General features: G+C 66.2%; 25 protein-coding genes. 13 read left to right on the forward strand and 12 right to left on the reverse strand.

The features are described 5' to 3' along the window. Positions 1-97 precede the first annotated feature (97 nt). Entirely contained in the window at positions 98-1,255 is a 1,158-nt protein-coding gene (locus QFZ60_RS14845; RefSeq protein WP_307091387.1) for a glycosyltransferase family 1 protein, read from the forward strand. Beyond that, positions 1,252-2,622, forward strand: a complete 1,371-nt coding sequence (locus QFZ60_RS14850; protein WP_307091388.1) for a UDP-glucose/GDP-mannose dehydrogenase family protein — start codon at positions 1,252-1,254, stop codon at positions 2,620-2,622. Before QFZ60_RS14845 ends, QFZ60_RS14850 begins: the two co-directional genes overlap by 4 nt. A gap of 30 nt (positions 2,623-2,652) precedes the next feature. On the opposite strand, the gene QFZ60_RS14855 is transcribed toward QFZ60_RS14850, so the two are convergent. Next, entirely contained in the window at positions 2,653-3,516 is an 864-nt protein-coding gene (locus QFZ60_RS14855) for an HAD hydrolase family protein (protein WP_307091389.1), read from the reverse strand. A 244-nt stretch (positions 3,517-3,760) separates the two neighbouring features. On the opposite strand from QFZ60_RS14855, the gene QFZ60_RS14860 reads away from it, so the two are divergent. Next, a complete protein-coding gene (locus QFZ60_RS14860; RefSeq protein ID WP_056332502.1) occupies positions 3,761-4,030 on the forward strand; it encodes a GlsB/YeaQ/YmgE family stress response membrane protein in 270 nt (89 codons plus the stop codon). Positions 4,031-4,176: 146 nt separating this feature from the next. Then, a complete protein-coding gene (locus QFZ60_RS14865; protein ID WP_307091391.1) occupies positions 4,177-6,363 on the forward strand; it encodes a bifunctional diguanylate cyclase/phosphodiesterase in 2,187 nt (728 codons plus the stop codon). Between the two features lie 31 nt (positions 6,364-6,394). Here QFZ60_RS14865 and QFZ60_RS14870 read toward each other — a convergent pair whose 3' ends face one another. Further along, a complete protein-coding gene (locus QFZ60_RS14870; RefSeq protein ID WP_307091393.1) occupies positions 6,395-6,772 on the reverse strand; it encodes a hypothetical protein in 378 nt (125 codons plus the stop codon). Between the two features lie 225 nt (positions 6,773-6,997). Here QFZ60_RS14870 and QFZ60_RS14875 point away from each other — a divergent pair, with 225 nt between their 5' ends. After that, the gene (locus tag QFZ60_RS14875) at positions 6,998-7,555 is read left to right on the forward strand and encodes a dihydrofolate reductase family protein (RefSeq protein ID WP_307091395.1); all 558 of its coding nucleotides are present in this window, start codon (positions 6,998-7,000) and stop codon (positions 7,553-7,555) included. A gap of 6 nt (positions 7,556-7,561) precedes the next feature. Here the strand turns inward: QFZ60_RS14875 and QFZ60_RS14880 are convergent, their stop codons facing one another. Then, complete coding sequence (locus QFZ60_RS14880) at positions 7,562-7,912, reverse strand: hypothetical protein (protein WP_307091396.1); 351 nt, start codon at positions 7,910-7,912, stop codon at positions 7,562-7,564. Positions 7,913-7,984: 72 nt separating this feature from the next. Then, complete coding sequence (gene mmuM, locus QFZ60_RS14885) at positions 7,985-8,935, reverse strand: homocysteine S-methyltransferase (RefSeq protein WP_307091397.1); 951 nt, start codon at positions 8,933-8,935, stop codon at positions 7,985-7,987. 122 nt (positions 8,936-9,057) lie between these two features. Between mmuM and QFZ60_RS14890 the strand changes: the two genes are divergently transcribed. From QFZ60_RS14890 to QFZ60_RS14900, 3 genes are read left to right on the forward strand one after another with little or no spacing between them, the layout of a single operon-like run. Continuing rightward, positions 9,058-9,507: a hypothetical protein gene (locus QFZ60_RS14890; RefSeq protein WP_307091398.1), complete on the forward strand. Its 450-nt coding sequence runs from the start codon at positions 9,058-9,060 to the stop codon at positions 9,505-9,507. After that, complete coding sequence (locus tag QFZ60_RS14895) at positions 9,504-10,253, forward strand: cyclase family protein (RefSeq protein WP_307091399.1); 750 nt, start codon at positions 9,504-9,506, stop codon at positions 10,251-10,253. Before QFZ60_RS14890 ends, QFZ60_RS14895 begins: the two co-directional genes overlap by 4 nt. A gap of 30 nt (positions 10,254-10,283) precedes the next feature. Then, complete coding sequence (locus QFZ60_RS14900; RefSeq protein WP_307091400.1) at positions 10,284-11,060, forward strand: IclR family transcriptional regulator; 777 nt, start codon at positions 10,284-10,286, stop codon at positions 11,058-11,060. Positions 11,061-11,071: 11 nt separating this feature from the next. Here the strand turns inward: QFZ60_RS14900 and QFZ60_RS14905 are convergent, their stop codons facing one another. Beyond that, complete coding sequence (locus QFZ60_RS14905) at positions 11,072-11,848, reverse strand: IclR family transcriptional regulator (protein ID WP_307091401.1); 777 nt, start codon at positions 11,846-11,848, stop codon at positions 11,072-11,074. Between the two features lie 149 nt (positions 11,849-11,997). Beyond that, entirely contained in the window at positions 11,998-13,437 is a 1,440-nt protein-coding gene (locus tag QFZ60_RS14910) for an amino acid permease (RefSeq protein ID WP_307091404.1), read from the reverse strand. Between the two features lie 285 nt (positions 13,438-13,722). Here QFZ60_RS14910 and QFZ60_RS14915 point away from each other — a divergent pair, with 285 nt between their 5' ends. Together QFZ60_RS14915 and QFZ60_RS14920 are read left to right on the forward strand one after the other, a co-directional pair. After that, the gene (locus QFZ60_RS14915) at positions 13,723-14,775 is read left to right on the forward strand and encodes a homoserine dehydrogenase (protein WP_307091406.1); all 1,053 of its coding nucleotides are present in this window, start codon (positions 13,723-13,725) and stop codon (positions 14,773-14,775) included. Further along, positions 14,768-16,195: an aldehyde dehydrogenase family protein gene (locus tag QFZ60_RS14920; protein ID WP_307091408.1), complete on the forward strand. Its 1,428-nt coding sequence runs from the start codon at positions 14,768-14,770 to the stop codon at positions 16,193-16,195. Before QFZ60_RS14915 ends, QFZ60_RS14920 begins: the two co-directional genes overlap by 8 nt. Here the strand turns inward: QFZ60_RS14920 and QFZ60_RS14925 are convergent. Further along, positions 16,192-16,653, reverse strand: a complete 462-nt coding sequence (locus QFZ60_RS14925; RefSeq protein WP_142030554.1) for an Lrp/AsnC family transcriptional regulator — start codon at positions 16,651-16,653, stop codon at positions 16,192-16,194. The genes QFZ60_RS14920 and QFZ60_RS14925 overlap by 4 nt on opposite strands. Before the next feature lie 223 nt (positions 16,654-16,876). On the opposite strand from QFZ60_RS14925, the gene rlmC reads away from it, so the two are divergent. Beyond that, on the forward strand, positions 16,877-18,004 hold the full coding sequence (gene rlmC / locus QFZ60_RS14930; protein ID WP_307091410.1) for a 23S rRNA (uracil(747)-C(5))-methyltransferase RlmC: 1,128 nt from the start codon (positions 16,877-16,879) through the stop codon (positions 18,002-18,004). A 9-nt stretch (positions 18,005-18,013) separates the two neighbouring features. On the opposite strand, the gene QFZ60_RS14935 is transcribed toward rlmC, so the two are convergent. Beyond that, positions 18,014-18,637: an FMN-binding negative transcriptional regulator gene (locus QFZ60_RS14935; RefSeq protein WP_307091412.1), complete on the reverse strand. Its 624-nt coding sequence runs from the start codon at positions 18,635-18,637 to the stop codon at positions 18,014-18,016. Between the two features lie 16 nt (positions 18,638-18,653). Further along, on the reverse strand, positions 18,654-19,583 hold the full coding sequence (locus QFZ60_RS14940; protein WP_307091413.1) for a DMT family transporter: 930 nt from the start codon (positions 19,581-19,583) through the stop codon (positions 18,654-18,656). On the opposite strand from QFZ60_RS14940, the gene QFZ60_RS14945 reads away from it, so the two are divergent. Together QFZ60_RS14945 and QFZ60_RS14950 are read left to right on the forward strand one after the other, a co-directional pair. After that, positions 19,582-20,991: a PLP-dependent aminotransferase family protein gene (locus QFZ60_RS14945; RefSeq protein ID WP_307091414.1), complete on the forward strand. Its 1,410-nt coding sequence runs from the start codon at positions 19,582-19,584 to the stop codon at positions 20,989-20,991. The two genes, QFZ60_RS14940 and QFZ60_RS14945, sit on opposite strands and share 2 nt — an antisense overlap. A 245-nt stretch (positions 20,992-21,236) precedes the next feature. Beyond that, positions 21,237-22,052, forward strand: coding sequence for a hypothetical protein (locus tag QFZ60_RS14950; protein ID WP_307091415.1), 816 nt, complete (start codon positions 21,237-21,239; stop codon positions 22,050-22,052). Between the two features lie 2 nt (positions 22,053-22,054). Here the strand turns inward: QFZ60_RS14950 and QFZ60_RS14955 are convergent, their stop codons facing one another. The 3 genes from QFZ60_RS14955 to QFZ60_RS14965 all read right to left on the reverse strand — a co-directional run bounded on the left by QFZ60_RS14955 (position 22,055) and on the right by QFZ60_RS14965 (position 24,978). Further along, positions 22,055-22,879 (reverse strand): SDR family NAD(P)-dependent oxidoreductase, encoded by an 825-nt coding sequence (locus tag QFZ60_RS14955; RefSeq protein ID WP_307091416.1) that lies wholly within the window; start codon positions 22,877-22,879, stop codon positions 22,055-22,057. A gap of 113 nt (positions 22,880-22,992) precedes the next feature. Continuing rightward, positions 22,993-24,396, reverse strand: coding sequence for a GntP family permease (locus QFZ60_RS14960; protein ID WP_307091417.1), 1,404 nt, complete (start codon positions 24,394-24,396; stop codon positions 22,993-22,995). 36 nt (positions 24,397-24,432) lie between these two features. Then, positions 24,433-24,978, reverse strand: a complete 546-nt coding sequence (locus QFZ60_RS14965) for a gluconokinase (RefSeq protein WP_307091418.1) — start codon at positions 24,976-24,978, stop codon at positions 24,433-24,435. Positions 24,979-25,135 lie beyond the last annotated feature (157 nt).

Here is a 25,135-nt window from a genome sequence, read left to right on the forward strand (position 1 = left end):
ATATTTTTGATCGGGGCGGCCAGTTGTTCACCCGGGCTTCGCCTTCGGGTAACGCTTTCTCCCCCGCCATTTCAAGGAAGGCGCCCACGGTTGAGGGGTGCGGATCGCAATTGTTGCCGAATCTTTTTTGCCGTTGATGAATGGTGTCACCCACTCCATCCTGCGGGTCCTGGACCATCTCCAGGAGCTGGGCGACGAAGTTCTGGTCATCGCACCTTCCGCCCACGACGGCGAGCCGGCGGCCCAGGTCAAAGGCGCCGACGTCCACAGGCTTCCAGCAGTTCCGCTGGCAGGGTATGCGAACGTGCGGGTGGCACTGGGAGGGGTGTACCGGGTCAAGCGAATCCTTGCCGAGTACGCGCCCGACGTGGTGCATCTTGCCTCGCCGTTCGTGCTGGGCTGGCGCGCGGCCCAGGCCGCCAGCCAGCTGGGGATTCCCACCGTGGCGATCTACCAGACCGAAGTCCCCGGCTACGCTGCCAGGTACGGTGTGCCCTTCCTCGAGAACTGGGCCTGGAACCGGGTGGAGAACATCCACTTACTGGCAACACGCACCCTGGCGCCCTCCACGTTCGCGCTGAACCAGTTGCGCGGCCGGGGCATCCCGCGGGTGCGGATGTGGCGGCGGGGTGTGGACACGGCACGGTTCTCGCCGGAAAAGCGCGACGACGGGTGGCGGGCCTCAGTGGCCCCCAACGGCGAACGGATCATCGGCTATGTGGGCAGGCTGGCGGTGGAAAAACAGGTGGAAGACCTGGCCGCCCTGGCCGGCATGCCCAACACGAGGCTGGTGATCGTGGGCGACGGGCCGCAGCGGACAGCATTGGAGAATGCACTCCCCCGCGCGGTGTTCACCGGTTTTCTGGGCGGCGGGGAGCTGGCGCGGGCGGTGGCATCCTTCGACCTGTTCGTCCATCCCGGCGAGTTCGAAACTTTCTGCCAGACCATCCAGGAGGCCATGGCATCTGGTGTTCCGGTAGTGGCCACGGGGCGCGGCGGCCCATTGGACCTGGTGGAGAATTCGCGGACCGGGTGGCTGTACGAACCGGGCGACCTGTCCGCCATGCGCGCCAGGGTGCAGGACCTGATGGGCGACGACGCCAAGCGCCGGGCATTCGCGGCCGCCGCCCACGCCTCGGTGCAGGACAGGACCTGGCCGGCGCTGTGCACCGAACTCGTCCAGCACTACCGGGACGTCATGGCGGCGGTTCCGGCATCCCCGCATAGGACTTCCAGGGCAGGAGCATCGTCATGAGGATTTCAGTAATCGGCTGCGGGTACCTGGGCGCTGTCCATGCGGCAACCCTTGCATCAATGGGCCACAAGGTGGTGGGCATCGACGTCGACCCCGGGAAGGTGCGGCAGCTGGCGCAGGGTGCCGCGCCGTTCCACGAGCCCGGGCTGGATGAGCTCCTCGAGGACGGCCGCGCCACGGGGAGGCTGAGGTTCTCCACCGATCCAGGCGATGCGGGCGATGCGCAGGTGCATTTCCTGTGCGTGGGGACACCGCAGGACAAGACGTCCGACGCCGCCGACCTCACCTTCCTGGTCTCCGCCCTCGAAACCCTGCTGCCGCACCTGGCTGCGGGCGCCGTCGTCGTGGGCAAATCCACCGTGCCCGTTGGAACGGTGGACATGCTCCGCGGCATCCTGGCGCCGCGCCCCGACGTGCTGCTCGGCTGGAACCCCGAGTTCCTGCGGCAGGGCACCGCCGTGAAGGACTCGCTGGTGCCGGACCGGCTGGTCTATGGCGTGGAGGGCGGCCGGCCTGCTGCCTTCGACGCGGCAACCGGCGCACCGCTGGGGGTGGCGGCAGCGCTGGATGCGGTCTATGAACCCCTGCTGGCAGCCGGGATCCCCCGCCTGGTCTGCAGCTTTGCCACGGCAGAGCTCATCAAGTCCGCTGCGAATGCGTACCTGGCCACCAAGATCAGCTTCATCAATGCCGTGGCCGGGCTGTGCGATGCTGCAGGCGCGGACGTGACGGAGCTCAGCGAGGCGATGGGGCTGGACCCGAGGATCGGCGGCGGGTATCTGCACGCGGGGCTGGGCTTTGGCGGCGGCTGCCTGCCGAAGGACATCCGGAGCTTCCGCGCCCAGGCGGCCACACTTGGCGTGCCGGCGGTGCAGGACTGGATGCGCCTGGTTGATGCGGTCAACCTTGGCCAGCGTGAGCGCACAGTCAACCTCGCCACGGAATTGTGCGGCGGTTCGTTGGCCGGGCGCTCGATCACCGTCCTGGGTGCCTCCTTCAAGCCCGATACGGATGACATCCGGGATTCCCCTGCACTGGATGTGGCGGACCGGCTGGCCGCCGCCGGGGCCAGCGTCACCGTCACGGACCCCAAAGCAGTGAACCTTGCCTGGCGCCGCTACCCGCGCCTCCGCTTCGAGGCGTCGACGGGGAGGGCGTTACAGGGCGCCGAACTGATGCTGCTCCTCACCGAATGGGACGAGTACCGGCAGCTTTGTCCCGCGGTGGCCGGCCGGCAGGTACGACGGCGGGTGGTCCTGGATGCCCGGAACGTGCTGGATGCGGCGGCGTGGCAGGAAGAAGGCTGGGCAGTGCGGGGCATTGGCACCCCCGCCGGGGCGACGGTCACGGTACCCGCGGTGGGTTGAGGCCCGCCCGGCGCTCCAAACCAGTCTCGTTTAGCCCAGGAGCCCGAGTTCGGCGAAGGCCAGCGCAAGGCCGTTACCGGCGGGAGGGGCGGTGATCCTGTCCGCCACGGCAAGAACGGCGGGATGACCGCCCTCCACGGCGACGCCGACGGCAGCGTACTCAAGCATTTCAATGTCGTTGGCGCTGTCGCCGATGGCAATGATGTCCGCCCTGTCCAGGCCGAGCCGGGCTTCCACCGCCTGGATGCCCACCGCCTTGTGGGTGCCGGCCATGAAGATCTCCCCCGCGCGGTCACCCAGCGCCGACAGGGAACTGGGGATCAGCCCCACGTCCGGACCGAAGGATTCCATCAGGTGGCTCAAGGGTACCGGTGAATCGAAGCAGGAGACCTTGGCATAGGAGATGCTGCGGAGGTCATCGCTGTACTGCATCGGTCCCAGGATGTCCTCAAGCGGATCCACGTCCGTGCTGAGGACTCCGTCGTGCTGTGGACGCCCGGCGAAGACGGGGCCCAGCACCTCCCTCAGCCGCCGGTCCACCCCGATCCGTCCGTGCAGGGCCTCCGGAGCTTCCAGGATGTAGGCGGCGTGGTGCGCATCCAGGGCCTCCACAATGCGGGCCGCCAGGTCCGGCTCAAAACGGGCGTCCTTCAGGATCTCCCCGTTGACCTCCACGCGGGCACCGGCCCCCGTGATGGTGCCGTCAAACCCCGCGTCCAGGATGTGCGCGGGGACCATGGACAGTGGCCGGCCGGTACAGACAAAAACCAGGTGTCCGAGTTTCCGGGCGGTCCGCACCGCGTCCACATGCGCTGCCGGAGCGAGCCCGTGGTCGGCGTACGTTCCGTCGATGTCGAGAAAGATGGCACGGGGCCTGGCGGTCTGACTGGGCATGCCTGCACTCCTTGGTCTGATCCAGGACTTGCATCCTATCGGCCGACCCTGTTCCCTTAGCGGCCACTCTTCTATTGGCAGACACCGCTCCATTCCGCCGTCCTGAATAAAAGATCCGCATTCCTGCCGCGAAACTGACAGTCATCCTGTGATATTCAAAGTCTTGCACAGTAGTAAGCCTGCTGATTGAATGATGGAACCGGAAATGGGGGCCCGGCACAACTTACTGACAAGGAGTGGCAACATGGGCATTATCGGATTTCTCATTTTGGGCCTGATTGCTGGAGCCATTGCGAAGGCCATCCTGCCGGGTCGCCAAGGCGGCGGCTGGGTAGTGACCCTGGTCCTCGGCGTCGTCGGAGCCATCCTGGGCGGCTGGATCGGATCGCTCATCTTTGGCGGTGGACTGGCCGAATTCTTCGATCTCAGGACGTGGCTGCTGGCCATCCTCGGTTCCATCATCGTTCTCCTGATCTACGGAGCAGTCACCAACCGCAGCGGCCGCCGGGTGTAGCCGCAGCACATAGATAATTCAGTAAGAAGCGCCGGACTCCCCAAAAGGAGGACGGCGCTTTTTACGTCCAACGTGGCTTAATTTATGGCCCCCGGTACCCGCCCAATTCAAGCGGATGGCCTTTATGATGGCGAAGGGGTGGTGTGATGACCAGTTTTATGGGCCGTGCCAACAATGTGGCATTACAAACCTTTGGCGTGGTCATGGACGCGAGCCCGGACGCGCTGCTGGCATTGACCGCAGAGGGCATCATTCTTGCGGCCAATCCGGCAGCAGCGAGGCTCTTCGGCTTCGCCGGGGAAGCTCTTTCCGGCAGGGACCACCGTCAACTGATCGCCGAGGGCTTCCGTGACGAGGTGGGCATGTTGTTCCACCAACTCCTTGCAGAGCCGGAGGCGTATCCGCGGCCGCGGGAGATCATGGGGCTGCGCCACGACGGCGCCGAGATCCCCATCGAGGTGGCCGCCGCACTCCTTCCCCAGCCAACCGCGGCCGACACTCAAGGGGAGCCTGGACCGGCGGTGCAACCGGATGAACAGGTTGCGCCCTCCGCAGCGCGGCTGCTGCTTTCCGCCCGCGGAACGGCACACCGCAAGGCAGACGAGGGCCTGCGGGAGGCGATGTCCCTGCTGACGGCCACCTTGGAATCCACTGCCGACGGCATCCTGGTGATGGGCAATGACGGCAGGGTGGCAGGTTTTAACGATCAATTCCTCAGCATGTGGGGTATCCGGCCGGAACTGATGGAAGCGGAGAGCGAAGAACCGGTCATGCGGCTCATCGTGGAGCAGGTGGCGGATCCTGTGGCCTTCACCGCCCGGCTCGGCGAACTCCAGGAGGACCCGGCCGCCGAAAGCCATGACGTGGTTGAGTTCAGGGACGGCCGTACGTACGAACGGTATTCCCGCCCCCAGCGGGTGGGGGAAAAAATCGTCGGCCGGGTATGGAGCTTCCGCGATGTCACGCCCCGGCGGAAAGCGCAGGAACAGGCGCACCGGGCCATGATGGACCTGGCCGTCCAGGCTGAGAAGCTGCGGGCCATGGCGTTCCAGGACCCGCTGACCGGGCTCGCGAACAGGGCAGTGTTCAACGACGCCCTGGCCGAAGCACTGCTGGAACCCCGGCTGAAGACGGTGGACGTCCTGCTTCTCGACCTGGACGACTTCAAGGAGGTCAATGACATCCTTGGCCACCAGGCAGGCGATGACATGCTCATCGAAGTGGCACGCCGGCTCCGCGGGTGCGTCCCCACCGCAGACGTGGTTGCACGGTTGGGCGGGGACGAGTTCGTGGTGTTGTTGACGGCGTGCCCGGACGCCGACGCCATCGCGGCGTGCATCGTGCGCTGCCTGCACGTCCCCGTGACCATCAACGGCACGGTCCTGCGGCCGCGCCTGAGCCTGGGCCTCGCCTCCCTGGGGCAGGACAGCGTTGGTCCGTCCGAACTGCTGCGGCACGCGGACATCGCGATGTATGCGGCCAAGGCGGCCGGCAAGAACCGGTTCCTGCGCTTCCACCCGGACATGATGCAAGCCCTGGTGCAGCGCACGCATATGGAGAGCGGACTGCGGCTGGCCGTTCCGCGCGGCGAAATTACCGTGGACTTCCAGCCCATCGTGTCGCACCGCATGGGACAGGTGGTGCAACTGGAGGCACTGGCAAGGTGGGACCGCGACGGCGAGCGGGTGCCGCCGTCGATCTTCATCCCGCTGGCCGAGCGCACCCGGCTGATCAGCGAAATCGGGGCCGAGGTGATGGCTTCCGGAATGGTGCAGTTGGCGCGGTGGCTCAGCGAGGATCCCTCGCGCTCCCTGGCTGTCAACGTGTCCGGCGTCCAGCTGCAGGAACCGGACTTCGCCGAGACCGTCCTGAGGCTCGCGAAAGCCAGCGGCGTGGCCCCCTACCAGCTGGTCATGGAAGTCACCGAGAGTGTGTTCTTCGACGCCGACTGCAGCCTGATCCGGCAGCTCAGCACGCTCCGGGACGCGGGGGCAAGGGTGGCACTGGATGACTTCGGCACCGGTTACTCCTCATTGGGCCGGTTGCAGGACCTGCCGGTGGACACGGTGAAGATCGACCAGTCGTTCGTGTCCATGGTGCGGACCGGCAACGAACGCCTGCCCATTCTCAGTTCCATGATCAACATGGCGCACAGCCTGGGGCTGACCGTCACTGCGGAAGGGATCGAGACGGTGGCACAGGCTGATTACCTGGCGGCCCTGGAATGCGATTCGCTGCAGGGCTATCTGTTCTCACTGCCGGAGCCCGGGGACCGGCTTGGCCAGGCACTGCGCCACGCGGAGGAAGCGCTGAACGCTTTGAAGGGGCGCTAAAGCAGGTGGCCCGCAACCGGGGCTGCTTCGCCTAGGCTGCTTCCTGCCGGCCGGGACGCTGCGGCTTGGCCGGCGCCTGCTGGGAAACGGCGGGTTGTGCAGGGGAAGCTTCGGGCTCCAACGCTTCCCCAGCCCCTGAGGAAAGGTTGGCCTCCAGGACAGGTGCGGCGGCGCGGTTGCGGCGCCAGCGGCGGACCAGGTCGACGGCGGCCAGCAGCCCTGCGAGGGGGGTCAGGACAGCTGCCGCGTAGACGAACAGCATCCAGGTCAGGGTGGTCAGCGGCGGCTGGTTGTTGTTAAGCAGGGACAGTCCGCCGAGCATGCCCACGACCCAGAACAGCACCACGGCCGTCAATACGGCACCGGCAGGAAAATACTGGTTGGTCACGACTTTTTTCAGGGTTTCCATGCACTTCCTCCTGCCTGGCCGGGGGACGGCAAAAGCCGCTCAAACACAAGTATGGGGCCCGGCCGGCACGAAACTGCGCAAGACGACACGGCGAGTGATGAAGCTAACGCAGCCACCCGCCGTCGTACGGATTCCCGGGTCAAAAAGGCCCTGCCCGCACCCTTCCCGGAACGGCCTTGGACGAATACCGTAATGCCTGTCTGCCCAAAAAACTGGAGGTTTCCATTGCGCAGAGTCACTGCCGGCCTGTTTCACTCCGTGGACGGGGTGGTGTCCGAACCTTTCAAGTTCCAGTTCGACAGCTTCGACGAGGAACTCGGCGCAGGCCTGACCAGGATGATGGACACCGTGGATACTGTGGTCCTGGGCCGCGTCAGCTACCAGGAGTGGGCCGAATACTGGCCGAACGCCTCGGCTGATCAGGACTTCGCCGCGTTCATCAACCCGGTGGAGAAGTTTGTTGCCTCACGCACCCTCACCGGGCCCCTGGAATGGCAGAATTCGCAGCTGATGGATGCGCCGCTGGAGGAGTTCGTAGCCGGGCTGAAAGAGCGCGACGGCGGCGAGATCGCCGTGTGCGGGAGCATCTCCGTGGTGCGGCAGCTGCTCTTCGCCGGGCTGCTGGACTCACTGCAGTTGATGACGCACCCGGTCATTGCCGGCAGCGGCCGCAGGTTGTTCCAGGACGGTGACCCGTTGACCCGGCTGGCGCTGCAGGACCAGTCAACCACCAGCAAGGGCAACGTGCTCAGCACCTACGGGGTCCGCGGGGACCAGGTTTAGCCGGACCTACGCGGCCAGCGGCGCCCCGAACAGCTCCTCCGCGAGCCGGGCCAGATGGTCCGGGATGTCCGCTTCGGCCCCGTGTTCGCCGCGGCCAAGGAAGACAGCGGTGCCGCGGATCCCGCCAAAATCCAGACCGCATTCATGCATGAGCTGCCCGGCGCGGACGTTGACCGGCAGGAGCAGGGTGACGCTTTCGGCGTTCAGATAGACATGCCAGTCGCCGCGGATCACCGACTCCAAAGGCCCGCCCACCAGGGCTTCCAGGGCCTGCAGATCCGCAGGCACCTGCTCGATGCGGATCGGTTCGGAATTGCCGGCCGGTACTACAAGTGCTGTGTAAGTTCTGTTGTCCATGGTTCGTTTCTCCATAGGTTTTAACACCTTCGGAGACGGCAGTGTTCCCTGCTGCGGCGCAATGACCTGAAGCTACGCGTCACCCGCCAGGCCGGCCAACGCCGCGATGTCGCGGGGTGTGGTCCGGCAGCAGCCACCCACGATCCTGGCACCAAGCTTCCTCCACTCGGGAGCGGCTGAGCCAAGGCTGGCGGGGGCGCCTGCTGCGGCGGTCCGGTCCCGGCTCCACGTCTTGGTCCCCGGATCGTAGGTCTCCCCCGAGTTGGGGTAGGCCACCAGCGGCTTGTCCGTGTGCTCCCGCAGTGCTGCGAGCGCCGGCGTGACGAGGTTGAGCGGGACACAGTTCACGCCCACTGCGGCGACGTGGGGCTGGCCGTCAAGGAGCCGGGCCACGTCGGCGAGCGGAGTTCCGTCGCTGATGTGCCCGCCGTCGCGCAGTGAAAAGGAGAACCAGGTGTCGACGCCGTGTTCCCGGCTGAGTGCCAGCAGGGCTTCGGCTTCGGCGAAGGAAGGCAGTGTTTCCAAGGCCAGGAGGTCAACGCCGGCGTTGACCAGGGCGGCGATCCGGGGGGCATGGAAGTCCCTGAACTCCGCCGGGCTGAGCACGTAGTCTCCGCGGTATTCGGAACCGTCAGCGAGGTAGGCGCCATAGGGTCCCACGGAACCGGCAACCAGCAGCGGCCCGGCACCAGGATGCTGGGCGAGGTGCTCCTGGCGCGCTTCAGCCGCGAGCTGGACGGACAGGGCGACGAGTTCCAGGGCTTCCTGCCCGCCAATCCCCCGCGCGGCAAAACCCCGGGGCGTGGCCTGGTAGCTGGCGGTGGTGGCGATGTTGGCGCCCGCCGCGAAGTAGTCGCGGTGAACGTCCCGGATGAGGCCCGGCTGTTCCAGCAGCACTTTGGCAGACCATAGGGGGTCTGCCAGGTTGCACCCGCGGGCCTCCAGTTCGGTGGCCAGGGCGCCATCGGAGACCAGCGGCCTTTCCTGCGAAAGGAGGGTGGACAGGGGTGCGTGGCTGGGCATGCCGTCTGCGAACTAGGTAGCTGTGCTGACGATAATCATTATAAACAATTTCTCATGCTTGTAATGAACATCACTGTGTGCCACGATGACAGGCATCTACGAACCAGTTAGGAGGACCAGACGTGAGTGTTCAGCTGAATACAGTCCGCAAGCTTCGGGTGCACTGGCCCATCAGCACAGAAATCTTCACGCGGATAGCGGCCGGGGAGGTGTCCGCCCTCCAGCAGGACCCGGGCCTGGCCGCGCTCCTGCATGCCGTGGAGCAGTTCCGCGAGCTCGGCGACTTTGGGAACTACAAGCACGTTTTTGAGTCGGGTGTTGGCTTGGAAGGGTTCACCTGCGGTGAGGGTGCCGTACCCACACTGGGCACGGTGGGGGAACAGATGGTTTCGCCCACCTTCGTTTTCACCACGTACTTTGATGCTGCCCTTGAGGACCACGTGGTGGAACAGTTCATTAAGGAGTTGGTGGACATCCATCCATGGGAGCTGCCGGTCATTGAGGTAACCGGGCCTGTGAGCGTGGCCGGCGGCCTGCCCGCCAAAGACCGTTCCGGGGCGGCTGCCTCATGATTGACACCACTACCGGTCTCTGGCCGGCACTGCAGTCCGTGTTGGAGGGACGGCAGTTTACCGACCTCACCCACGCCTTTCATCCCGGCCAGCCGCACTTTCCCGCCTTTCCGAACGAAACCCGGGAAGCGCTTTTCGATCTCGACAAAGGCGACGGATTCACGGCGCACAGGTATTCCATCGTTGGCCAATGGGGAACACACGTGGACCCGCCATCCCATTTCATCCGGGGCGGCCGCACCCTGGACTGCATTCCTGTCGAGGACATGATCCTGCCGCTGGTGGTGCTGGACATCACCAGGGACGTTGCCCGCAACCCGGACGCCACACCCAGCCTGGACCATGTCCGGGGCTGGGAGGAACGGAATGGCAGGATTCCGGCCGCTTCTTTCGTAGCACTGAGGACCGGTTGGAGCCGGCGCTGGCCGGACGGCGAGGCCATGGCCAACCGGGATGCTTACGGCGTCAGCCACACTCCCGGCTGGTCCCGCGAAGTACTGTCCTTCCTCGTGGAGGAACGCTCAATCGCTGCGATCGGACACGAGCAAACAGATACAGATCCCGGACTGGCAACCTCCAACGGGGATTTCGGCCTGGAAACGTACATTCTCGCCCAGGACCGCTGGCAGATTGAACTGCTGGCGGATCTCACCGGCCTTCCGGAGGCAGGAGCCGTAATCATTGCCAGCTGGGCCAAGCCACTGCAGGGAAGCGGCTTTCCCGCCCGCGTCTTCGCCATCTCCTGACGGCAGGCAACAGTCATTTAGACTCGGACCATGTCGAGGACTACAAGCATGGGACGGGGAATCACGGCGGTGCTGGCTGCCGGGGAGCGCCACGCCCATGGCCTCCCCGGCGGCACCGTGGCCGAAATTGCCGCGGACCTCGGCAAGGACCGCAGCCAGGTGTCCCGGAGCCTGCGGACCGCAGAGCAGGAAGGGTTCCTGCGCCGAACAGCGCAACGCACTTTTGCCCTGAACTGGAGCGTGCTGACCGATGCCCACTTGCTGACCCGGCGCCGCCTGCACACCGACGGCGCGGCGGCATTGGAGCGGCTCTCAAGCGAGACCGACGAAGGATGCTTCCTGGGTGTCCTCAGCGGGGACAGCACCGTTACTGTGGGCGAAAGTATCCCCGCAACCAGCAAAATGGTGGGCTCATGGCTGGGCCGGCCCTACCCTGCCTACTGCAGCGACGCCGGCCAGGCACTCTTCTGGGAGGCCTCCGAGGTGCAGGTGCGTAAGGTCTTTGCGCAGGTCCCTTTCGTGAAGCACGGCCCCAACACACCGGCCGACGTAGAGGACTTCCTGGCGCGCCTTAAGGCGGCGCGGCGGCGCGGCTATTCCATTGTTGATGAGGAAGCTGAACCCGGCCTGTACTCGCTGGCCGTTCCCGTGCGGGACTTCAGGGGCGAGGTGGTGGCCGCCCTGCAGATCGTAGGGCCGAAGAGCCGGCTTGAGCCCCGCCAGGCTGACCACGCCAAGGCGTTGGCAGCGCAGGGGACGTGGCTTGAAGCCATGCTGGGCTGCCCGTCCCCCAGCAAACAGCCCTAGCCGCCGGCCCGCTACCCTTCAGGGGTGGGCAGGGCAGCCCCCAGCCTGGCCGCGGCCTCGGCGAGGACGTCGGCCAGTTCCCGCGCCGGGGAACCCATCTCCGCCCGGCTGCCAAGAACACTGAGCGAAGCAACGATTCCACCCTGGGGATCGCGGATGGGGACTGCAACTTCGACAATGCCGTGTTCGAATTCCTCCACGGCAGCAACATAGCCCTCGGCTTTATCCCGGGCCATCAACTCCCAGGCCTCCGGGATGGAGTGGGCAGCACCGGGACCGCCAACGCCGATGAAATTCACGTCGGAAAGCAATGCCTCGAAGCCGCGCTGCTTATGGTCCCACAGCAAGGCCCGCCCGGATCCCGTGCACCAAACGGGCGTCACCATGCCGGGCTGGACAAAGCTGCCGGCACGTGAATCGTTGCTCGATGGCAGCAGCAAAATGACGCGGTAACCGTCCCGGACGGACACACGGGCGCGGAGACCCGTGGCGGCCACCAGACTCTCCAGTTCAGCCCCGGCGTGCCGTATCCAGCCCGTATTGAGCGTGGCCGCAAGGCCGAAAAAGCCCCTCCCTACCCGGAACGGACCGCGTTCCGGCCGTTCCAGGAGGCCAAGCTCGCACAGCTCCTGGGTAAGGCGGGACACCCGGCTCTGGTCCATGCCCAGCTCAGCGGCCAGCTGCGAAACGCCCAGGAGCTGCTTGCCGGTCTTTTCCCGGTCAACCACCAGTCGCACAATCCGCAGTCCCTGCGCCAGCGACGACGCCTCCGGGGCAGTATCGTCCACCCTTGCTGCTCCTTCCCACCGTCAACCGGTCTATCTTCACACGGGAGGGTCCCCCTGATGCCACACCCTTCTCCGCGTCCCGAATGCAGCCAGGGCCCGGCGCAGACGCTTTGCGCGTCTGCGCCGGGCCCGCAGCTGTGGTTCACGTCCTAGGCGGGCACGCCGGCAGAGCGCTTCCGCCCGTACCTGAAGTGGAAGTAGCCGTAGCAGGCCGCAACGAAAGGAATACCAAAGTACAGGGCCGCGACCTGGTTGGGATCAAAGGCGATGCCGACGAGTGAGATGGCACAGAGGGTAAATGCCAGGATCGGCACCAGCGGAAAGAACGGGGCCTTGTAGCCCAGTGCAGCCACGTTCCCGCCGTTCCTGACGAAGGACCGACGGTGGAAGAAGTGCGAAGCGGTGATGGACATCCACACACCCACCACTGCGAAGCCTGCCACCGACACCAGTGCCAGGTAGACAGTTTCGGGAGCGACCACGCTGCTGATGAGGGATGCCAGCCCGCCGAGCATGCTCACCGACAGTGCGGTCATGGGGATGCCCCGCCGGGTCAGCTTCTTGAGCGCCTGCGGTGCGTGGCCTTCATTGGCGAGGGAGTAAAGCATCCTGGCGCACGAAAACAATCCACTGTTGCCGGCGGACAGCAGCGCCGTAATGATGACAAAGTTCATCAGGTCAGCGGCGAAAGGAACACCGGTGGCCGTAAACACGGTCACAAACGGGCTCTCGTCAAGCCCTACTTCCTGGTACGGAATAGTGGCGGCAATGACAGCGATGGCCCCGACGAAAAACACCAGCAGGCGGATGACGGTGCTTCGCATCGCTTTGGGAATGCTGGCGGCGGGATCCTTTGTTTCCCCGGCCGCCACACCGATCAGTTCAGATCCGGAAAAGGCGTAAAAGACGGCGAGCGCGGTGATCAGAACGCCCGTGAATCCGTTGGGAAACAGGCCTCCCTCAGTGTTGAAATTCTCGAACAGGTTGGGATGGTTGCCGCCTTCGCTGAGCGGATGGAAGCCCAGCAGGGCTGCACCGCCAAGAACGATGAGCGCGATGATCGCAGCGACCTTGATAATGGCAAACCAGAATTCCGACTCGCCAAAGAACCTGGCCGAAACGGCGTTCAAACCGAACAGCGTGGCGGCAAACACGAGGCACCACACCCACACGTCCACGCCGGGGAACCACCGTTGCATCAGCAGGCCCGAGGCGGTGAATTCCGACCCAATGGCCACTGCCCAGCACAGCCAGTACAGCCAAGCGGTTGCGAAGCCGGTGGCCGGTCCGATTGACCGGGCAGCGTAAATGTGGAACGCGCCGGAGACGGGGTAGGCGATGGCGAGCTCACCCAGGCATGCCATCACCAGGTAGACCACGAAGGCGCCAACGAGGTAGGCAAGAACGGCGCCGAGTGGCCCTGCCTGCGAAATGGTGTAGCCCGAGCTGAGGAACAGGCCGGAACCTATCACTCCGCCCATGGCGATCATGACCAGATGCCTGGGGCCCATGGAGCGGTGGAGTCCTGGCTCTGCGGAAGGGGGAGCGCCCGGCTCCGGCTTGAGGGTTAGGGGGGTCGAAGATTCCAAGGGATGCCTCCAGGTGGGGGAAGGGTCGGAAGGGCGGCCGCATTTCGCCTGCCTGTCCGGAAGGGGCTGTGAGTGCGTCGACAGTGACGAAAGTAACACAAATCGCCCTTTTAGTCATCAAAATCATATAAAGATGCAAATGTTGCACGTTTACTACGTGAGGCCGCATGTCGATTCGGCAGGTCAATGGTCGTTCTGCCTCCCCGTTTGGGCATTTGGACATGTCTTGGCGGACAGCTGGTGGGGCCACGATGGGAGCACCACTGAACACGTTGAAGGAGCACCATGACCACGTACGACATCGCGCTGATCGGTTTCGGCGGCGTCAACAGGACACTTGCTGAATTGATCGCCACCCGCGGGGATGAGCTGAGCCTCAAACTGGGTTTCGGCCTGCGGGTGGTGGCCATTACGGACCTTCGCCTCGGCTCGCTGGTGCAGGCCAAGGGAATTGACCTGGCTGCAGTCTTCCGGCTCGAGCCAGGTGTGGAGAACTTCGCAGCATGCGGGGGGTCCGCAGAGCCGGACAACGAGAGTGTCATCCGGACCTGCCCAGCCGACATTATCTGCGAAGCAACCTTCACCAACCCCAGGGACGGGGAACCCGCGGCTTCACACGTGCGCTGGGCCCTGGAATCAGGCAAGAGCGTCTGCACCACCAACAAGGGCCCTGTTGCCTTGCGGGGCGCGGAACTGGCGGAACTTGCCGAAAGAAATGGCCTGGGTTTCGCATTCGAGGGCGCGGTGATGAGCGGAACCCCCGTGCTCCGCTTCGCGAAGCAACTGCTTCCAGGCCTGACGCTCAACGGCTTCGAGGGCATCCTCAACGGCACCAGCAACTACGTTCTGGGCCGGATGGAAGAAGGCCTCAGCTTTGACGAGTCGGTGCGCGAAGCCCAGCACAGGGGGTACGCAGAGGCGGATCCCACCGCTGACATCGAAGGCTACGACGTCCAGCTCAAGGTTCTGATCCTGGCGAATGAACTCCTGGGCTCGGACCTCACCCTTGCCGATGTGCAGCGCCAGGGCATCTCCGCGCTGACCCCCGAAGACCTCACCAGGGCAAGCGGTGAGGGCCGGAGGTGGAAACTGGTTGGCTCGGCGCGGCGCAACCCGGACGGGACAGTAAGCGCCGGCGTTGCCCCCGCCGCACTCCCCCTTGACCATGGGCTCGCGGGAGTTTCCGGAGCGAACAACGCGGTGTCCTTCAACACCGACCTCCTCGGCCCGGTAACGGTTTCCGGCCCCGGGGCCGGACGGGTGGAGACGGCGTACGCCCTGCTCTCGGACATTATCGCCATGCACGGTGCCAGGGATCAGGTGGCTGCACATGCGTGAATCGACACTTGCGCCAGTTGAGAAGGCACTGCCCGCCTTCGCTGACGTGCTGAGCCCCTACGATGGCCGGGTGGTGGGAGCGGTGGCACTGACCGCAGCGGAGGCCATGGAAGCGATCTTCGAGACAGCCCGGGCCGGGGCCGTGTGGGCCCGGGGAATGTCCCGCCACGCCCGCGGAAAGCTCCTGGACACGGCTGCCACGCTGATGGACGCCCGGGCGGAGGATTTTGCCTGGACCATCACCGCTGAGAGCGGGAAGACCATCCGGCAGGCACGCAAGGAAGTACTGCGGGCGGTCAACACCCTTCGCCTGTCCGCGGCAGAAGCACGCCGGAATGCAGGAGAAACTATCCCCTTTGACTCCTATGAGGGCTCGGAAGACCGCATTGGCTGGTACTCCCGCGAGCCATTGGGCATCATCGCGGCCATTACGCCGTACAACGACCCCCTGAACCTGGTGGCGCATAAGGTGGGCCCGGCCGTCGCGGGAGGAAACGCCGTGATCCTCAAGCCGTCGGCCTTGACTCCCCTGTCCGCCCAAATGCTGGCGGACGTCCTCACCGAAGCGGGCCTGCCCCACGGAGTGCTCACGGTTGTCCACGGGGGCAGGGACGTTGCGGAGGCGATCGTCAGGAACCGCGACGTACGGATGGTGTCCTTCACCGGCGGGTTTTCCACCGGGGAGGCCATTGCCCGGACAGCGGGGCTGAAGAAGCTGTCCATGGATCTGGGCGGCAACGCCCCGGTGATCGTGATGGAGGATGCTGACATTGCTGCCGCCGTGGAAGCCTGTGTTTCCGGTGCCTTTTGGGCCGCCGGCCAGAACTGCGTGGGAACTCAGCGCATTCTCGTGGCCGAGCCGCTGTACAGGGAGTTCCGCCGGCGCTTTCTGCAGGAAACGTCCCGGCTGGTGGCGGGTGATCCTGCAGGGGAAAGCACCGATGTGGGTCCAATGATCGCTTCCGAAGCGGTGGAACACCTCCAAGCCAAAATTGCTGCGGCCGTCAGCGCAGGTGCCGTGGTCCTGGCCGGCAATACCCGGCACGGCAATGTCCTGCAGCCCACGGTGCTGGAGAACGTCCCCATGGGGAGCAGACTCTGGAAGGAAGAAGTCTTTGGGCCGGTGGTGCTGCTGCAGCCGTTCACAACCTTTGACGAGGCGGTGGACCTGGCGAATGCAGTTGACTTCAGCCTGCACGCCGGGATCTTCACGCGCTCCCTCGGTACTGCACTGGAAGCCGCCGGCCGCATCGATGCAGGTGGCGTGATGATCAATGATTCCTCGGATTACCGTTTCGACGGCATGCCGTTTGGTGGATCCAAGTACGGGAGCATGGGCCGCGAAGGTGTCCGGTTCGCCTACGAGGAGATGACCCAGCCCAAGGTTGTCTGCATCAAGCACCAGGGCGGCAGGACCTAGGTGGGCTGGACTGCCGTGCCCCGCCGGACGTAGTTGGACAGCGTCATGGCCGTCACCGTGTCCGTCACTCCTGGAGCGGCAGCAATCTGCTCCCAGATTTCCTGGATGCGCTCCAGGGAACGGGCTTCCACCCGGACCAGCAGGTCGAAGTCGCCGCTGACAACATCGCAGAGGACCACTTCGGGGATCGATTGCAGCAGGGAAATCACATCGGATCCGCGCACCCTGTCCTTCCGGTAGACCATCAGGAAGGCCGAGACCGGCCCTTGTCCGGGGGCACCGGTGACCACCGTATAGCCCTGGATATACCCCTGCCGTTCCATGCGGTCGATCCGCTGCCGCACCGCGTTCCGGGACAGAAGTACCTTCGCTGCCAGCTCCGCATGGCTGACCCGGGCGTTGCGCGTCAGCTCCGCAAGGATGCTCTGATCGATCCGGTCAAGACTAGCCCGCTCCATGTCCATCCTTCACCGCAAGAAATCCAACAGCAGACGAGAGTCGGCCCGGCTCCAGAACGGAAGCACAAAGAGATGATACGTCGGCGCCGGAACCGGCCGGTTCACGGACCCGGATCGAAAATAGCCCCGCCATGAAGAAGGGCGACGCCGGCACCTGGCCGGGTGCCGGCGTCGGACCTTCACGTCGTGGCCGGGATGGCGCACCGGGTAAACTTGTCCGGTCATGCGCTGTTCCTACTTTGATGCCGGCACCTGCCGCTCCTGCACCCACATGGGCAGGCCCTACGGTGAGCAGCTGGCCGGCAAGCAGCTGCACTGCCAGGCCCTGCTGTCCGGCCACACCGAACTCGAATGGCTGCCGCCGGTGGCGAGCCAGGAGTCGGGCTTCCGCAACAAGGCCAAAATGGTGGTTGGCGGAACCGCGCAGAACCCCACCATCGGGATCCTCGACGCCGACGGCCATGGCGTGGACCTGCGCAAGTGCGGTGTCTGCTCCCCCGGCCTGCTGGCCTGCTTCCCTGTGCTGGCGAACTTCATCCGGCGGGTCCGCCTGACGCCTTATGACGTTCCGCGCCGGACCGGCGAGCTCAAGCACGTCATCGTTACCGAATCTCCTGACGGCGAGGTCATGCTCCGGCTGGTCCTGCGCTCGGACCAAACGGTGCCGCGCATCCGGAAGCACCTCCCGGAGCTGCTGGCCGCCCTGCCGCAGGTGAAGGTGGTCTCGGTCAACCTCCACCCGGAGCACAAAGCCGTGCTGGAAGGCGACCGGGAGATCCTGCTGACGGAGCAGTCCACCCTGAACATGCGGGTCAACGACATCAACCTGCACCTGCGCCCGCAAAGCTTCTTCCAGACCAACACCGACATGGCCGCGGCCCTGTACCGGCAGGGGCGCGAGTGGGTCAACGAACTGGCACCGGCCTCGGTGTGGGACCTGTACTGCGGCGTGGGCGGCTTCGCCCTGCACAGCGCCGCCCCGTCCCGCACCGTCACCGGCATTGAAACCAGCAGCGAAGCGATCGTGTCCGCCCGCATCAGCAGTAACGAGGCCGGCCTGGAGGGGATGGACTTCCAGGCCGGCGACGCCACCGCGTTTGCCCTTGCCAGCAGGCAGTCGCCGGACCTGGTGATCGTGAACCCGCCGCGGCGGGGCATCGGGAAGGAGCTGTGCGGCTGGCTCGAGTCCTCTGACGTGCAGCACGTGGTGTACTCCAGCTGCAATGCGCAGTCGCTGGCCCGGGACCTGGCCGCGCTCCCGTCGTTCACCGCCCGGCGCGCCCGGGTCCTGGACATGTTCCCGCAGACCACCCACTACGAGGTGATGGTGCTGCTGGAACGGGCAGCCTAGGCCCCCGGCTCACCTGCTGCGCACGCGCTCGACGGCGGCCGCGCCGGCTTCACGCCCGCCGGCCCGGAGGCCCGCCGCCACTCCCCCGGCGTCGGCGTCGGTGCGGTTCTGGCTCAGTTTTTCCTTCGCCTCAATCCGCGTGATCACCAGTTCCACGCCGACGATCGCCCGCAGCTGCCCGGCAATGAACTTCTCTGGCGCATCGTCCACGGCCCAGGGGGCCTCCCGCCCGTTCTCGTGCAGGCCGGTCAGGTGCCGGACGTGCCTAGCCAGCCAGGCGGCGTCGTCATGGACCACCAACTCCCCGTACACGTGCGCGGTGCTGTAGTTCCAGGTCGGGACCACGCGGCCGTGCTCGGCCTTGGACGCGTACCACGACGGCGAGATGTAGTCGTCCGGGCCCTGGATGATGGCCAGCGCCTCACCGGAGGGCGTGGCGGACCACTGCGGGTTGTTCCTTGCCATGTGGGCCTGCAGCGCGCCGTGCTCCCCCACCCCCGGGCTGAAGGCGAAAGGCAGCAGCGTTGCCAGCAGGCCCTGGTCCGTCATGGTGACCAGGTTGGCCGCGCCGGGCGCTGTAAGGAGGTCTTGGACGGCCTGGGGGTCGGCGGCGAAGTGGGCGGGAATGTACATGGGATTCCTTTCGTGGTTAAGGGGCAGGGCGGTTGAGCCGGACGCGGACCGCCGCGGCGGCGCAGAGGATGACGGCAAGGGCGCCGATGACGGTGGTCCAGGTGAGCGCTTCGCCCAGCAGGAGCGCGGCCCAGCAGATGCTGAGGACCGGCTGGAGCAGCTGGATCTGGCTCACCTGCGCCATGGGCCCGATGGCCAGGCCGCGGTACCAGGCGAAGAAGCCCAGGAACATGCTGACCACGGCGAGGTAGGCGAAGGCCGCCCACTGGACGGGTGTGGCCGACGGCGGCTGGTCCAGGACGGAGAGCACGGCCAGGACCAGCATGGCCGGGGCGGCAAGGACCAGCGCCCAGGCGATGGTCTGCCAGGAGCCGAGTTGGCGCGCCAGCAGGCCGCCTTCGGCGTACCCCACCGCGGCGCAGGCCACGGCGCCGAGCAGCAGGAGGTCGGCCCAGTGCAGGTGCCCCACACCGTCGGACTGCAGGAAGGCGAAGGAGACCGCCGCCAGTGAGCCGAGCGCCATCACGCCCCAGAAGACGGCCGGGGGCCGCTCGCCGGAGCGCAGGACCGCCACCGTTGCCGTGGCGGCCGGCAGGAGGGCGATCACCACGGCCCCGTGCCCTGCCGGGACTGCGGTAAGCGCGTAGGACGTCAGCAGCGGAAAGCCGACGACGACGCCGCCGGCCACGAGCGCCAGGCGCAGCCAGGTGCGCGGTTGCGGCAGCCGCTGGCGGGTGATGGCCAGTGCTGCGGCCGCAAGAACAGCGGCAACGACGGCCCGGCCGGAGCCGATGAACAGCGGCGGGATGCCGGCGACGGCCACACGGGTAAACGGAACGGTGAAGGAGAAGGCCGCCACGCCCAGCAGGCCCCACCAGATTCCGGTGGCTTTTCGCGGCAGTATCACTGGGCCGCTCAGGACAGTAGCGCTACTATGTTCTTTCATGAATAACGATAGCAGTTCGCGAATTGTTGCGGCACTCCGGAAATGGATCGCGGGCGCGGCTCCAGGAGCCCAACTGCCGTCCACCCGGCAGCTCGTGGCCGAGTACCAGGCCAGCCCGGTCACAGTGCAGAAGGCGCTGCAGGCGTTGACGGCCCAAGGGCTGGTCGAAAGCCGGCCCGGGGTTGGGACGTTCGTCCGTGCCGTGCGCACGGCACGCCCCTCGGACTATGGCTGGCAAACGGCTGCGCTGAGGTCGCCGTCGTCCCCGCTGCCGTCGTCGTCGGGCACCATGCGCAACGTTCCCGGCGATGCCATCTGGTTCCATTCCGGCTACCCGGACCGTGAGCTGCTGCCGGAGCGCCTGGTCCGCGCCGCGCTGACGCGTGCTGCCCGAGGCGACGCCGCACTCTCACGGCCGCCGGCCGCCGGCATGCCCGAGCTGCAGCAATGGTTCGCCCAGGAACTGGGACTGTCCACTCCGGTGGGGATCACCCCTCCCACCCCGAACGACGTGGTGGTGCTGCCGGGAAGCCAGAGCGGACTGAGCTCCATCTTCCGTGCGCTGGTGGGCGCGGGGCAGCCGCTGCTTATTGAGTCGCCGTCGTACTGGGGCGCCATCCTTGCCGCGGCCCAGACCGGGGTGCGGGTGGTTCCGGTGCCCACCGGACCGGACGGGCCGGATCCCGCGGACGTGGACCGCGCCTTTGCCGAGACCGGGGCCCGCGCCTTCTACGTGCAGCCCAACTATTCAAACCCAACGGGGGCGCAGTGGGCGGCGGGCCGGGGTGACGAGATCCTGGACGTGGCCCGCCGGCATGGCGCCTTCCTGGTGGAGGACGACTGGGCCCACGATTTCGGCATCACCTCGGACCCCCTTCCCTTGGCAACCCGCGACGATTCCGGGCACGTGGTGTACATCAGGTCCCTGACCAAAAGTGTTTCCACCGCCATCCGCATTGCCGCGGTGGTTGTCCGGGGACCGGCGCGGGAACGCATCCTGGGCCAACGCGCCGCCGAGTCGATGTACGTCAGCGGGCTCCTGCAGGCCGCGGCACTGGACGTGGTGACGCAGCCCGGCTGGCAGACGCACCTGAGAAGCCTCCGCCAGCAGCTCCAGTCACGCCGCGACCTGCTGGCCGCCAGCATCCGCGAACACGTCCCCCAGGCGCATCTCGACGCCCTGCCCAAGGGCGGACTGAACCTCTGGCTGCGCCTCCCGGACGCCACCGACCTTCCGCGCCTGGTGCGCGACTGCGAGGACGCCGGGGTGATCATCGCCGCCGGCACCGAGTGGTTCCCGGCTGAACCCGCCGGCGCCTTCATCCGGCTCAACTACTCGGGCCCGAATCCGGGCGCCTATCCAGAGGGTGCGCGGGTGATCGGCGAGGCACTGGCGCGTCAGGGTTGAGGCCCACGGTGCCGTAAATGCGCGACTTTTGCGCCTCCACGGGAGCGGGTGACCTTCTCTTCCGGGAGGGCTGACCGGAAAGTGCCGATAAGTGACGCAATCCGGTCATGGCGTGCAGGGCAAAGCCGGAACCTGCAGGGTTGGCTCAGGAATGCGTCAAGATTTGCGCTTAAACCGCTCCGGCCAGGCGGGCGTAGCTACGCTGGCCGTGCACTTCGCATCCAGCACACGCATTTGGGGGAACCATGCCTGAAATTATCCGCACTTCCGCGCCCCGCACCTGTCGTCAGGAAGACGCACTGAGCGCCGAGTCTGCCTGGCGGAAGGGCTCCAACAAAGCGCTGACCGCCGGGTCTGCCTGGCGGAAGGGCACCAACAAAGCGCTGACCGCCGGGGCCTCTGCCGCCGTCGTGCTCCTGCTGGCCGGCTGCGGGGCACCCCAGGCGTCGCTGACCGCCGCTGCCGGCACCGCCAGCGAAACTGCCACCGCAACACCTACGGCGACACCGATTGCCGATACGCCCTGCACCACCGCGAATGGGCAGCAGGTTTCCGCCGGCACCACCTATGTCTGTACCAAGGACGAATCCGGCAGGCTGGTGTGGCTGGACGCCGCGCAGTCCAAGCGGGTCACGGAGAAGCTGGCGGCCGCTGCCGCAGCGAAGGCAGCCGCGGACAAGGCAGCCGCAGATAAGGCGGCAGCCGACAAAGCCGCGGCGGACAAAGCTGCCGCTGACGCAGCCGCCGCGGAGGCCGCCCGGCAGGCAGCGGAAGTCAAGGCCGCCCAGGATGCTGCGGCAGCACAGGCAACCGCTCAAAAGGCAGCGGCGGACGCAGCAGCAAAGGCCGCTGCGCCCCCGGCTCCCGTTGCGCCTGCCGTTCCGGGCACCAATCCGGGCTGCGACCCCAACTATTCAGGCTGCGTTCCCATCGCCTCCGACGTGGACTGCGCCGGCGGAAGCGGCAACGGGCCTGCCTACGTCCGCGGTCCCATCCAGGTCATTGGCAGCGACATCTATGGGCTGGACGCCGACCACGACGGCCTGGCCTGCGAGCGGTAGGGCTAGACGAAGGCCTTGACCAGCTCTTCGCTCTTCTCCCACAGGCCGCGGGCCAGCTCGGCGTCGTACGCCTGCGGGTTGGCCTTCGCCAGGGCGCGCTTGGCGTAGTAGGCGCCGGAAATCCAGTCCGTGCCGGGGGTGCCGTTGATGAGCCAGAGCATGGTGTCTGCGCCCTGGTCGGGGCTGAGCATGAAGCGGTTCAGCAGGGTGGTGTAGGCGTGCCGCCATGGACTCCCGGACTCCGCCGCGAAGTTGGTGCGGACCACGCCGGGGTGGAACGCCGCCGTCGTGATGCCCCGGTCATGGAAGCGGCGGTGCAGCTCGGACGTGAAGAGGATGTTGGCGAGCTTGCCCGTGCCGTAGGCGCGGTTGGTGCTGTAGCCGTATTCCGCGGTGAGGTCGAACAGGTCAAGCTTGCCGAAGTTGTTGGCGGCGCTGGAGGTGTTGACCACCTTGGCATTGCTTGCGGTGAGCGTGTCCATGAGGAGCGTGGTCAGCAGGAATGGTGCCAGGTGGTTGACCTGGAATGTCGATTCGTTGCCGTCCACGGTCAGCGTGCGCTTGCCCATGATGCCGCCGGCGTTGTTGGCCAGCACATCGATCCGGGGGTACTTTCCCTCGAGTTTGGCGGCGAGTTCACGCACCTGCGCCAGGTCGGCGAAGTCGGCGAGGTAGAAGTCTGCACCGATCTCCCCCGCCAGGGTGCGGGTCTTTTCGGCGGAACGGCCGACGACGACCACCTGCTCCCCTGCCTTGGCCAGCGTCCGTGCGGCTGCCGCTCCAATGCCGTCGCTGGCGCCGGTGATCACGATGGTGCGAGGAGTCAAGGGGTGTCCTTTGCTTGGCGGGCGGCGCATAGGGAAAGCACGCCAAGGGGAACAACGACGGCGGGGCGGCCGGTGTTCCCACCAGCCGCCCCGCCGCCACTGAGCGTGAAGCGTCAGCCCACCACGCCGGCAACCAGGAAGATGGCAGCGGCGATGGCGAAGCCCATCACGCCGATCAGGGTTTCCATCACGGTCCAGGTCTTCAGGGTGGTCTTGACGTCCATGCCGAAGAACCGGCCCACCAGCCAGAAGCCGGAGTCGTTGACGTGGGAGACCACCACGGATCCGGCGGCGACGGCGATTACCATGGCGGCGATCTGCATGCCGTTCAGGCCGCCCGCCGCCACGGCGGGGGCAATGAGGCCGGCGGTGGTTGTCAGGGCCACAGTGGCTGAGCCCTGGGCGATGCGCAGGATGGCGGAGATCAGGAATCCGGCCAGGATCAGCGGGATGCCCAGGTTGCCCAGGACATCCGCCAGCGCCTTGCCGATGCCGGAGGTGCGCAGGACGCCGCCGAACATGCCGCCGGCGCCGGTGATCAGGATGACCGAGCAGACCGGTCCCAGGGAGGATTCGAGCAGCTGCTCCAGGGCTCCGGCGTCGCGGCCGCGGCGGGTGCCGAGCACGAACAGCGCCGCGAGCACGGCAATCAGCAGCGCCACGGGGGTTTCACCGATGGTGCGCAGGACCTGGAACCACTGTTCCTTCTTGACGGACGCATCCAGGGCCCCGGAGGAAGCCAGGGTGTTCAGCCCGGTGTTGAGGAAGATCAGGACCAGCGGCAGGAGCAGCAGCCCGATGATGGTGCGGAACTTTGGCGGGTGGGCCTCGGCGTCGGCACTGGCGTGGCCCAGGATTTCGGGAACCGGGAGGACCAGCTTCCGGCCGGTGTACAGGCCGTACAGGTAGGCGGTGACGTACCAGGTGGGGATGGCTGTGATGAGGCCGGCAATCAGCACCAGGCCGATGTTGGCGTCGAAGAAGGCCGCGGCGGAGACCGGACCCGGGTGCGGCGGCAGGAAGATGTGCATCACCGAGAAGGCGCCGGCTGCGGGGAGCCCGTAGCGCAGCACTCCCCCGCCCAGGCGGTGGGCGACGGCGAAGACCACCGGCAGCATGACCACCAGGCCGGCGTCGAAGAAGATGGGGAAGCCAAAGATCAGCGAAGCCAGACCCAGTGCGAACGGCGCGCGCTTTTCACCGAAGACGCCGATCAAATAATCGGCCAGCACCTTGGCGCCGCCGCTGGTTTCCACGATCCGGCCCAGCATGGCGCCCAGGCCCACCAGCAGTGCCACCGTTCCCAGGGTGGTGCCGAAGCCGTTGACCAGGACCGGGACCACCTGGTTGGCGGGGATGCCGGTGGCGAAGGCGGTGGCGAGGCTGATGAGGATCAGGGCGATCAGGGCGTGCATCCGCAGCCGGATGATCAGGAACAGCAGCACAAGAATTGCCGCCGCGGCGATGAGCAGCAGGGGGCCTGCGCCCATCGTCTGGGTCCATCCTTCGATGGTCATGGTTCTCCTTTGAAACAGGGTTGGGGAATGGGGGGGTCAGGACGCTGTGGGCGCCTGGCCGGAGGGGAGGTTGAGGGCCCGTACGACGGCGGCGACCAGCTCTTCGGGTGAGCGCGAGATGTCGAGGCGGAGGCTGCCTGCGTCCAGCTCTTCCTGGCTGAGTGGCTCAAGGGTTGCCAGCTGGCTGGGCAGCAGGGTGGGCGGCATGAAGTGGCCCACGCGCCCCTGCATCCGCTGGCTGATCAGGTCCGCGCCGCCGTCGAGGTGGAGGAAGATGACCCGGCCTTCTGCGCCGGAGAGCAGCTCGCGGTAGCCGCGCTTAAGCGCGGAGCAGGTGAGGACGGTGCTCTTGCCGGCAGCAGCCTGAGCGGTCATCCAGCTGCGGATCTCCTCGAGCCAGGGCCAGCGGTCCTCATCCTGGAGGGCAATGCCCTGGCTCATCTTGGTGATGTTCACTTCCGGGTGGAATTCATCCGCTTCGGCGCAGGCCCATCCCAGCTGTTGGGACAGGGCGGCTGCCAGGGTGGATTTGCCGGAACCGGCAACGCCCATGACCACCAGGTGCGTGGCTGGATACTGCATGTCATACCTCCGGAGAAGACGTCTTTGGCTTTCGAAGAAGCTCGCTGCCGGCCCGGTGTTCATCGGGCCAAGCGATAAGGTATCACCTTTCTTGCTCAAAGATGCTATCTATTCGTGTCATAAGTCATACCTTTGCCGGTTTCCAGCTATTCTGGGA

Origin of the sequence: Arthrobacter sp. B2I5, assembly GCF_030816735.1 — a bacterium.
Lineage (GTDB): Bacteria > Actinomycetota > Actinomycetes > Actinomycetales > Micrococcaceae > Arthrobacter.

Coding starts and splice junctions, on each gene's coding strand:
- QFZ60_RS14850 (WP_307091388.1), top strand. CDS start 1,252: ATGAGGATTTCAGTAATCGGCTGCGGGTACCTGGGCGCTGTCCATGCG.
- QFZ60_RS14855 (WP_307091389.1), bottom strand. CDS start 3,516: ATGCCCAGTCAGACCGCCAGGCCCCGTGCCATCTTTCTCGACATCGAC.
- QFZ60_RS14860 (WP_056332502.1), top strand. CDS start 3,761: ATGGGCATTATCGGATTTCTCATTTTGGGCCTGATTGCTGGAGCCATT.
- QFZ60_RS14865 (WP_307091391.1), top strand. CDS start 4,177: ATGACCAGTTTTATGGGCCGTGCCAACAATGTGGCATTACAAACCTTT.
- QFZ60_RS14870 (WP_307091393.1), bottom strand. CDS start 6,772: ATGGAAACCCTGAAAAAAGTCGTGACCAACCAGTATTTTCCTGCCGGT.
- QFZ60_RS14880 (WP_307091396.1), bottom strand. CDS start 7,912: ATGGACAACAGAACTTACACAGCACTTGTAGTACCGGCCGGCAATTCC.
- mmuM (WP_307091397.1), bottom strand. CDS start 8,935: ATGCCCAGCCACGCACCCCTGTCCACCCTCCTTTCGCAGGAAAGGCCG.
- QFZ60_RS14895 (WP_307091399.1), top strand. CDS start 9,504: ATGATTGACACCACTACCGGTCTCTGGCCGGCACTGCAGTCCGTGTTG.
- QFZ60_RS14900 (WP_307091400.1), top strand. CDS start 10,284: ATGTCGAGGACTACAAGCATGGGACGGGGAATCACGGCGGTGCTGGCT.
- QFZ60_RS14915 (WP_307091406.1), top strand. CDS start 13,723: ATGACCACGTACGACATCGCGCTGATCGGTTTCGGCGGCGTCAACAGG.
- QFZ60_RS14920 (WP_307091408.1), top strand. CDS start 14,768: ATGCGTGAATCGACACTTGCGCCAGTTGAGAAGGCACTGCCCGCCTTC.
- QFZ60_RS14925 (WP_142030554.1), bottom strand. CDS start 16,653: ATGGAGCGGGCTAGTCTTGACCGGATCGATCAGAGCATCCTTGCGGAG.
- rlmC (WP_307091410.1), top strand. CDS start 16,877: ATGCGCTGTTCCTACTTTGATGCCGGCACCTGCCGCTCCTGCACCCAC.
- QFZ60_RS14935 (WP_307091412.1), bottom strand. CDS start 18,637: ATGTACATTCCCGCCCACTTCGCCGCCGACCCCCAGGCCGTCCAAGAC.
- QFZ60_RS14945 (WP_307091414.1), top strand. CDS start 19,582: ATGAATAACGATAGCAGTTCGCGAATTGTTGCGGCACTCCGGAAATGG.
- QFZ60_RS14940 (WP_307091413.1), bottom strand. CDS start 19,583: ATGAAAGAACATAGTAGCGCTACTGTCCTGAGCGGCCCAGTGATACTG.
- QFZ60_RS14950 (WP_307091415.1), top strand. CDS start 21,237: ATGCCTGAAATTATCCGCACTTCCGCGCCCCGCACCTGTCGTCAGGAA.
- QFZ60_RS14960 (WP_307091417.1), bottom strand. CDS start 24,396: ATGACCATCGAAGGATGGACCCAGACGATGGGCGCAGGCCCCCTGCTG.
- QFZ60_RS14965 (WP_307091418.1), bottom strand. CDS start 24,978: ATGCAGTATCCAGCCACGCACCTGGTGGTCATGGGCGTTGCCGGTTCC.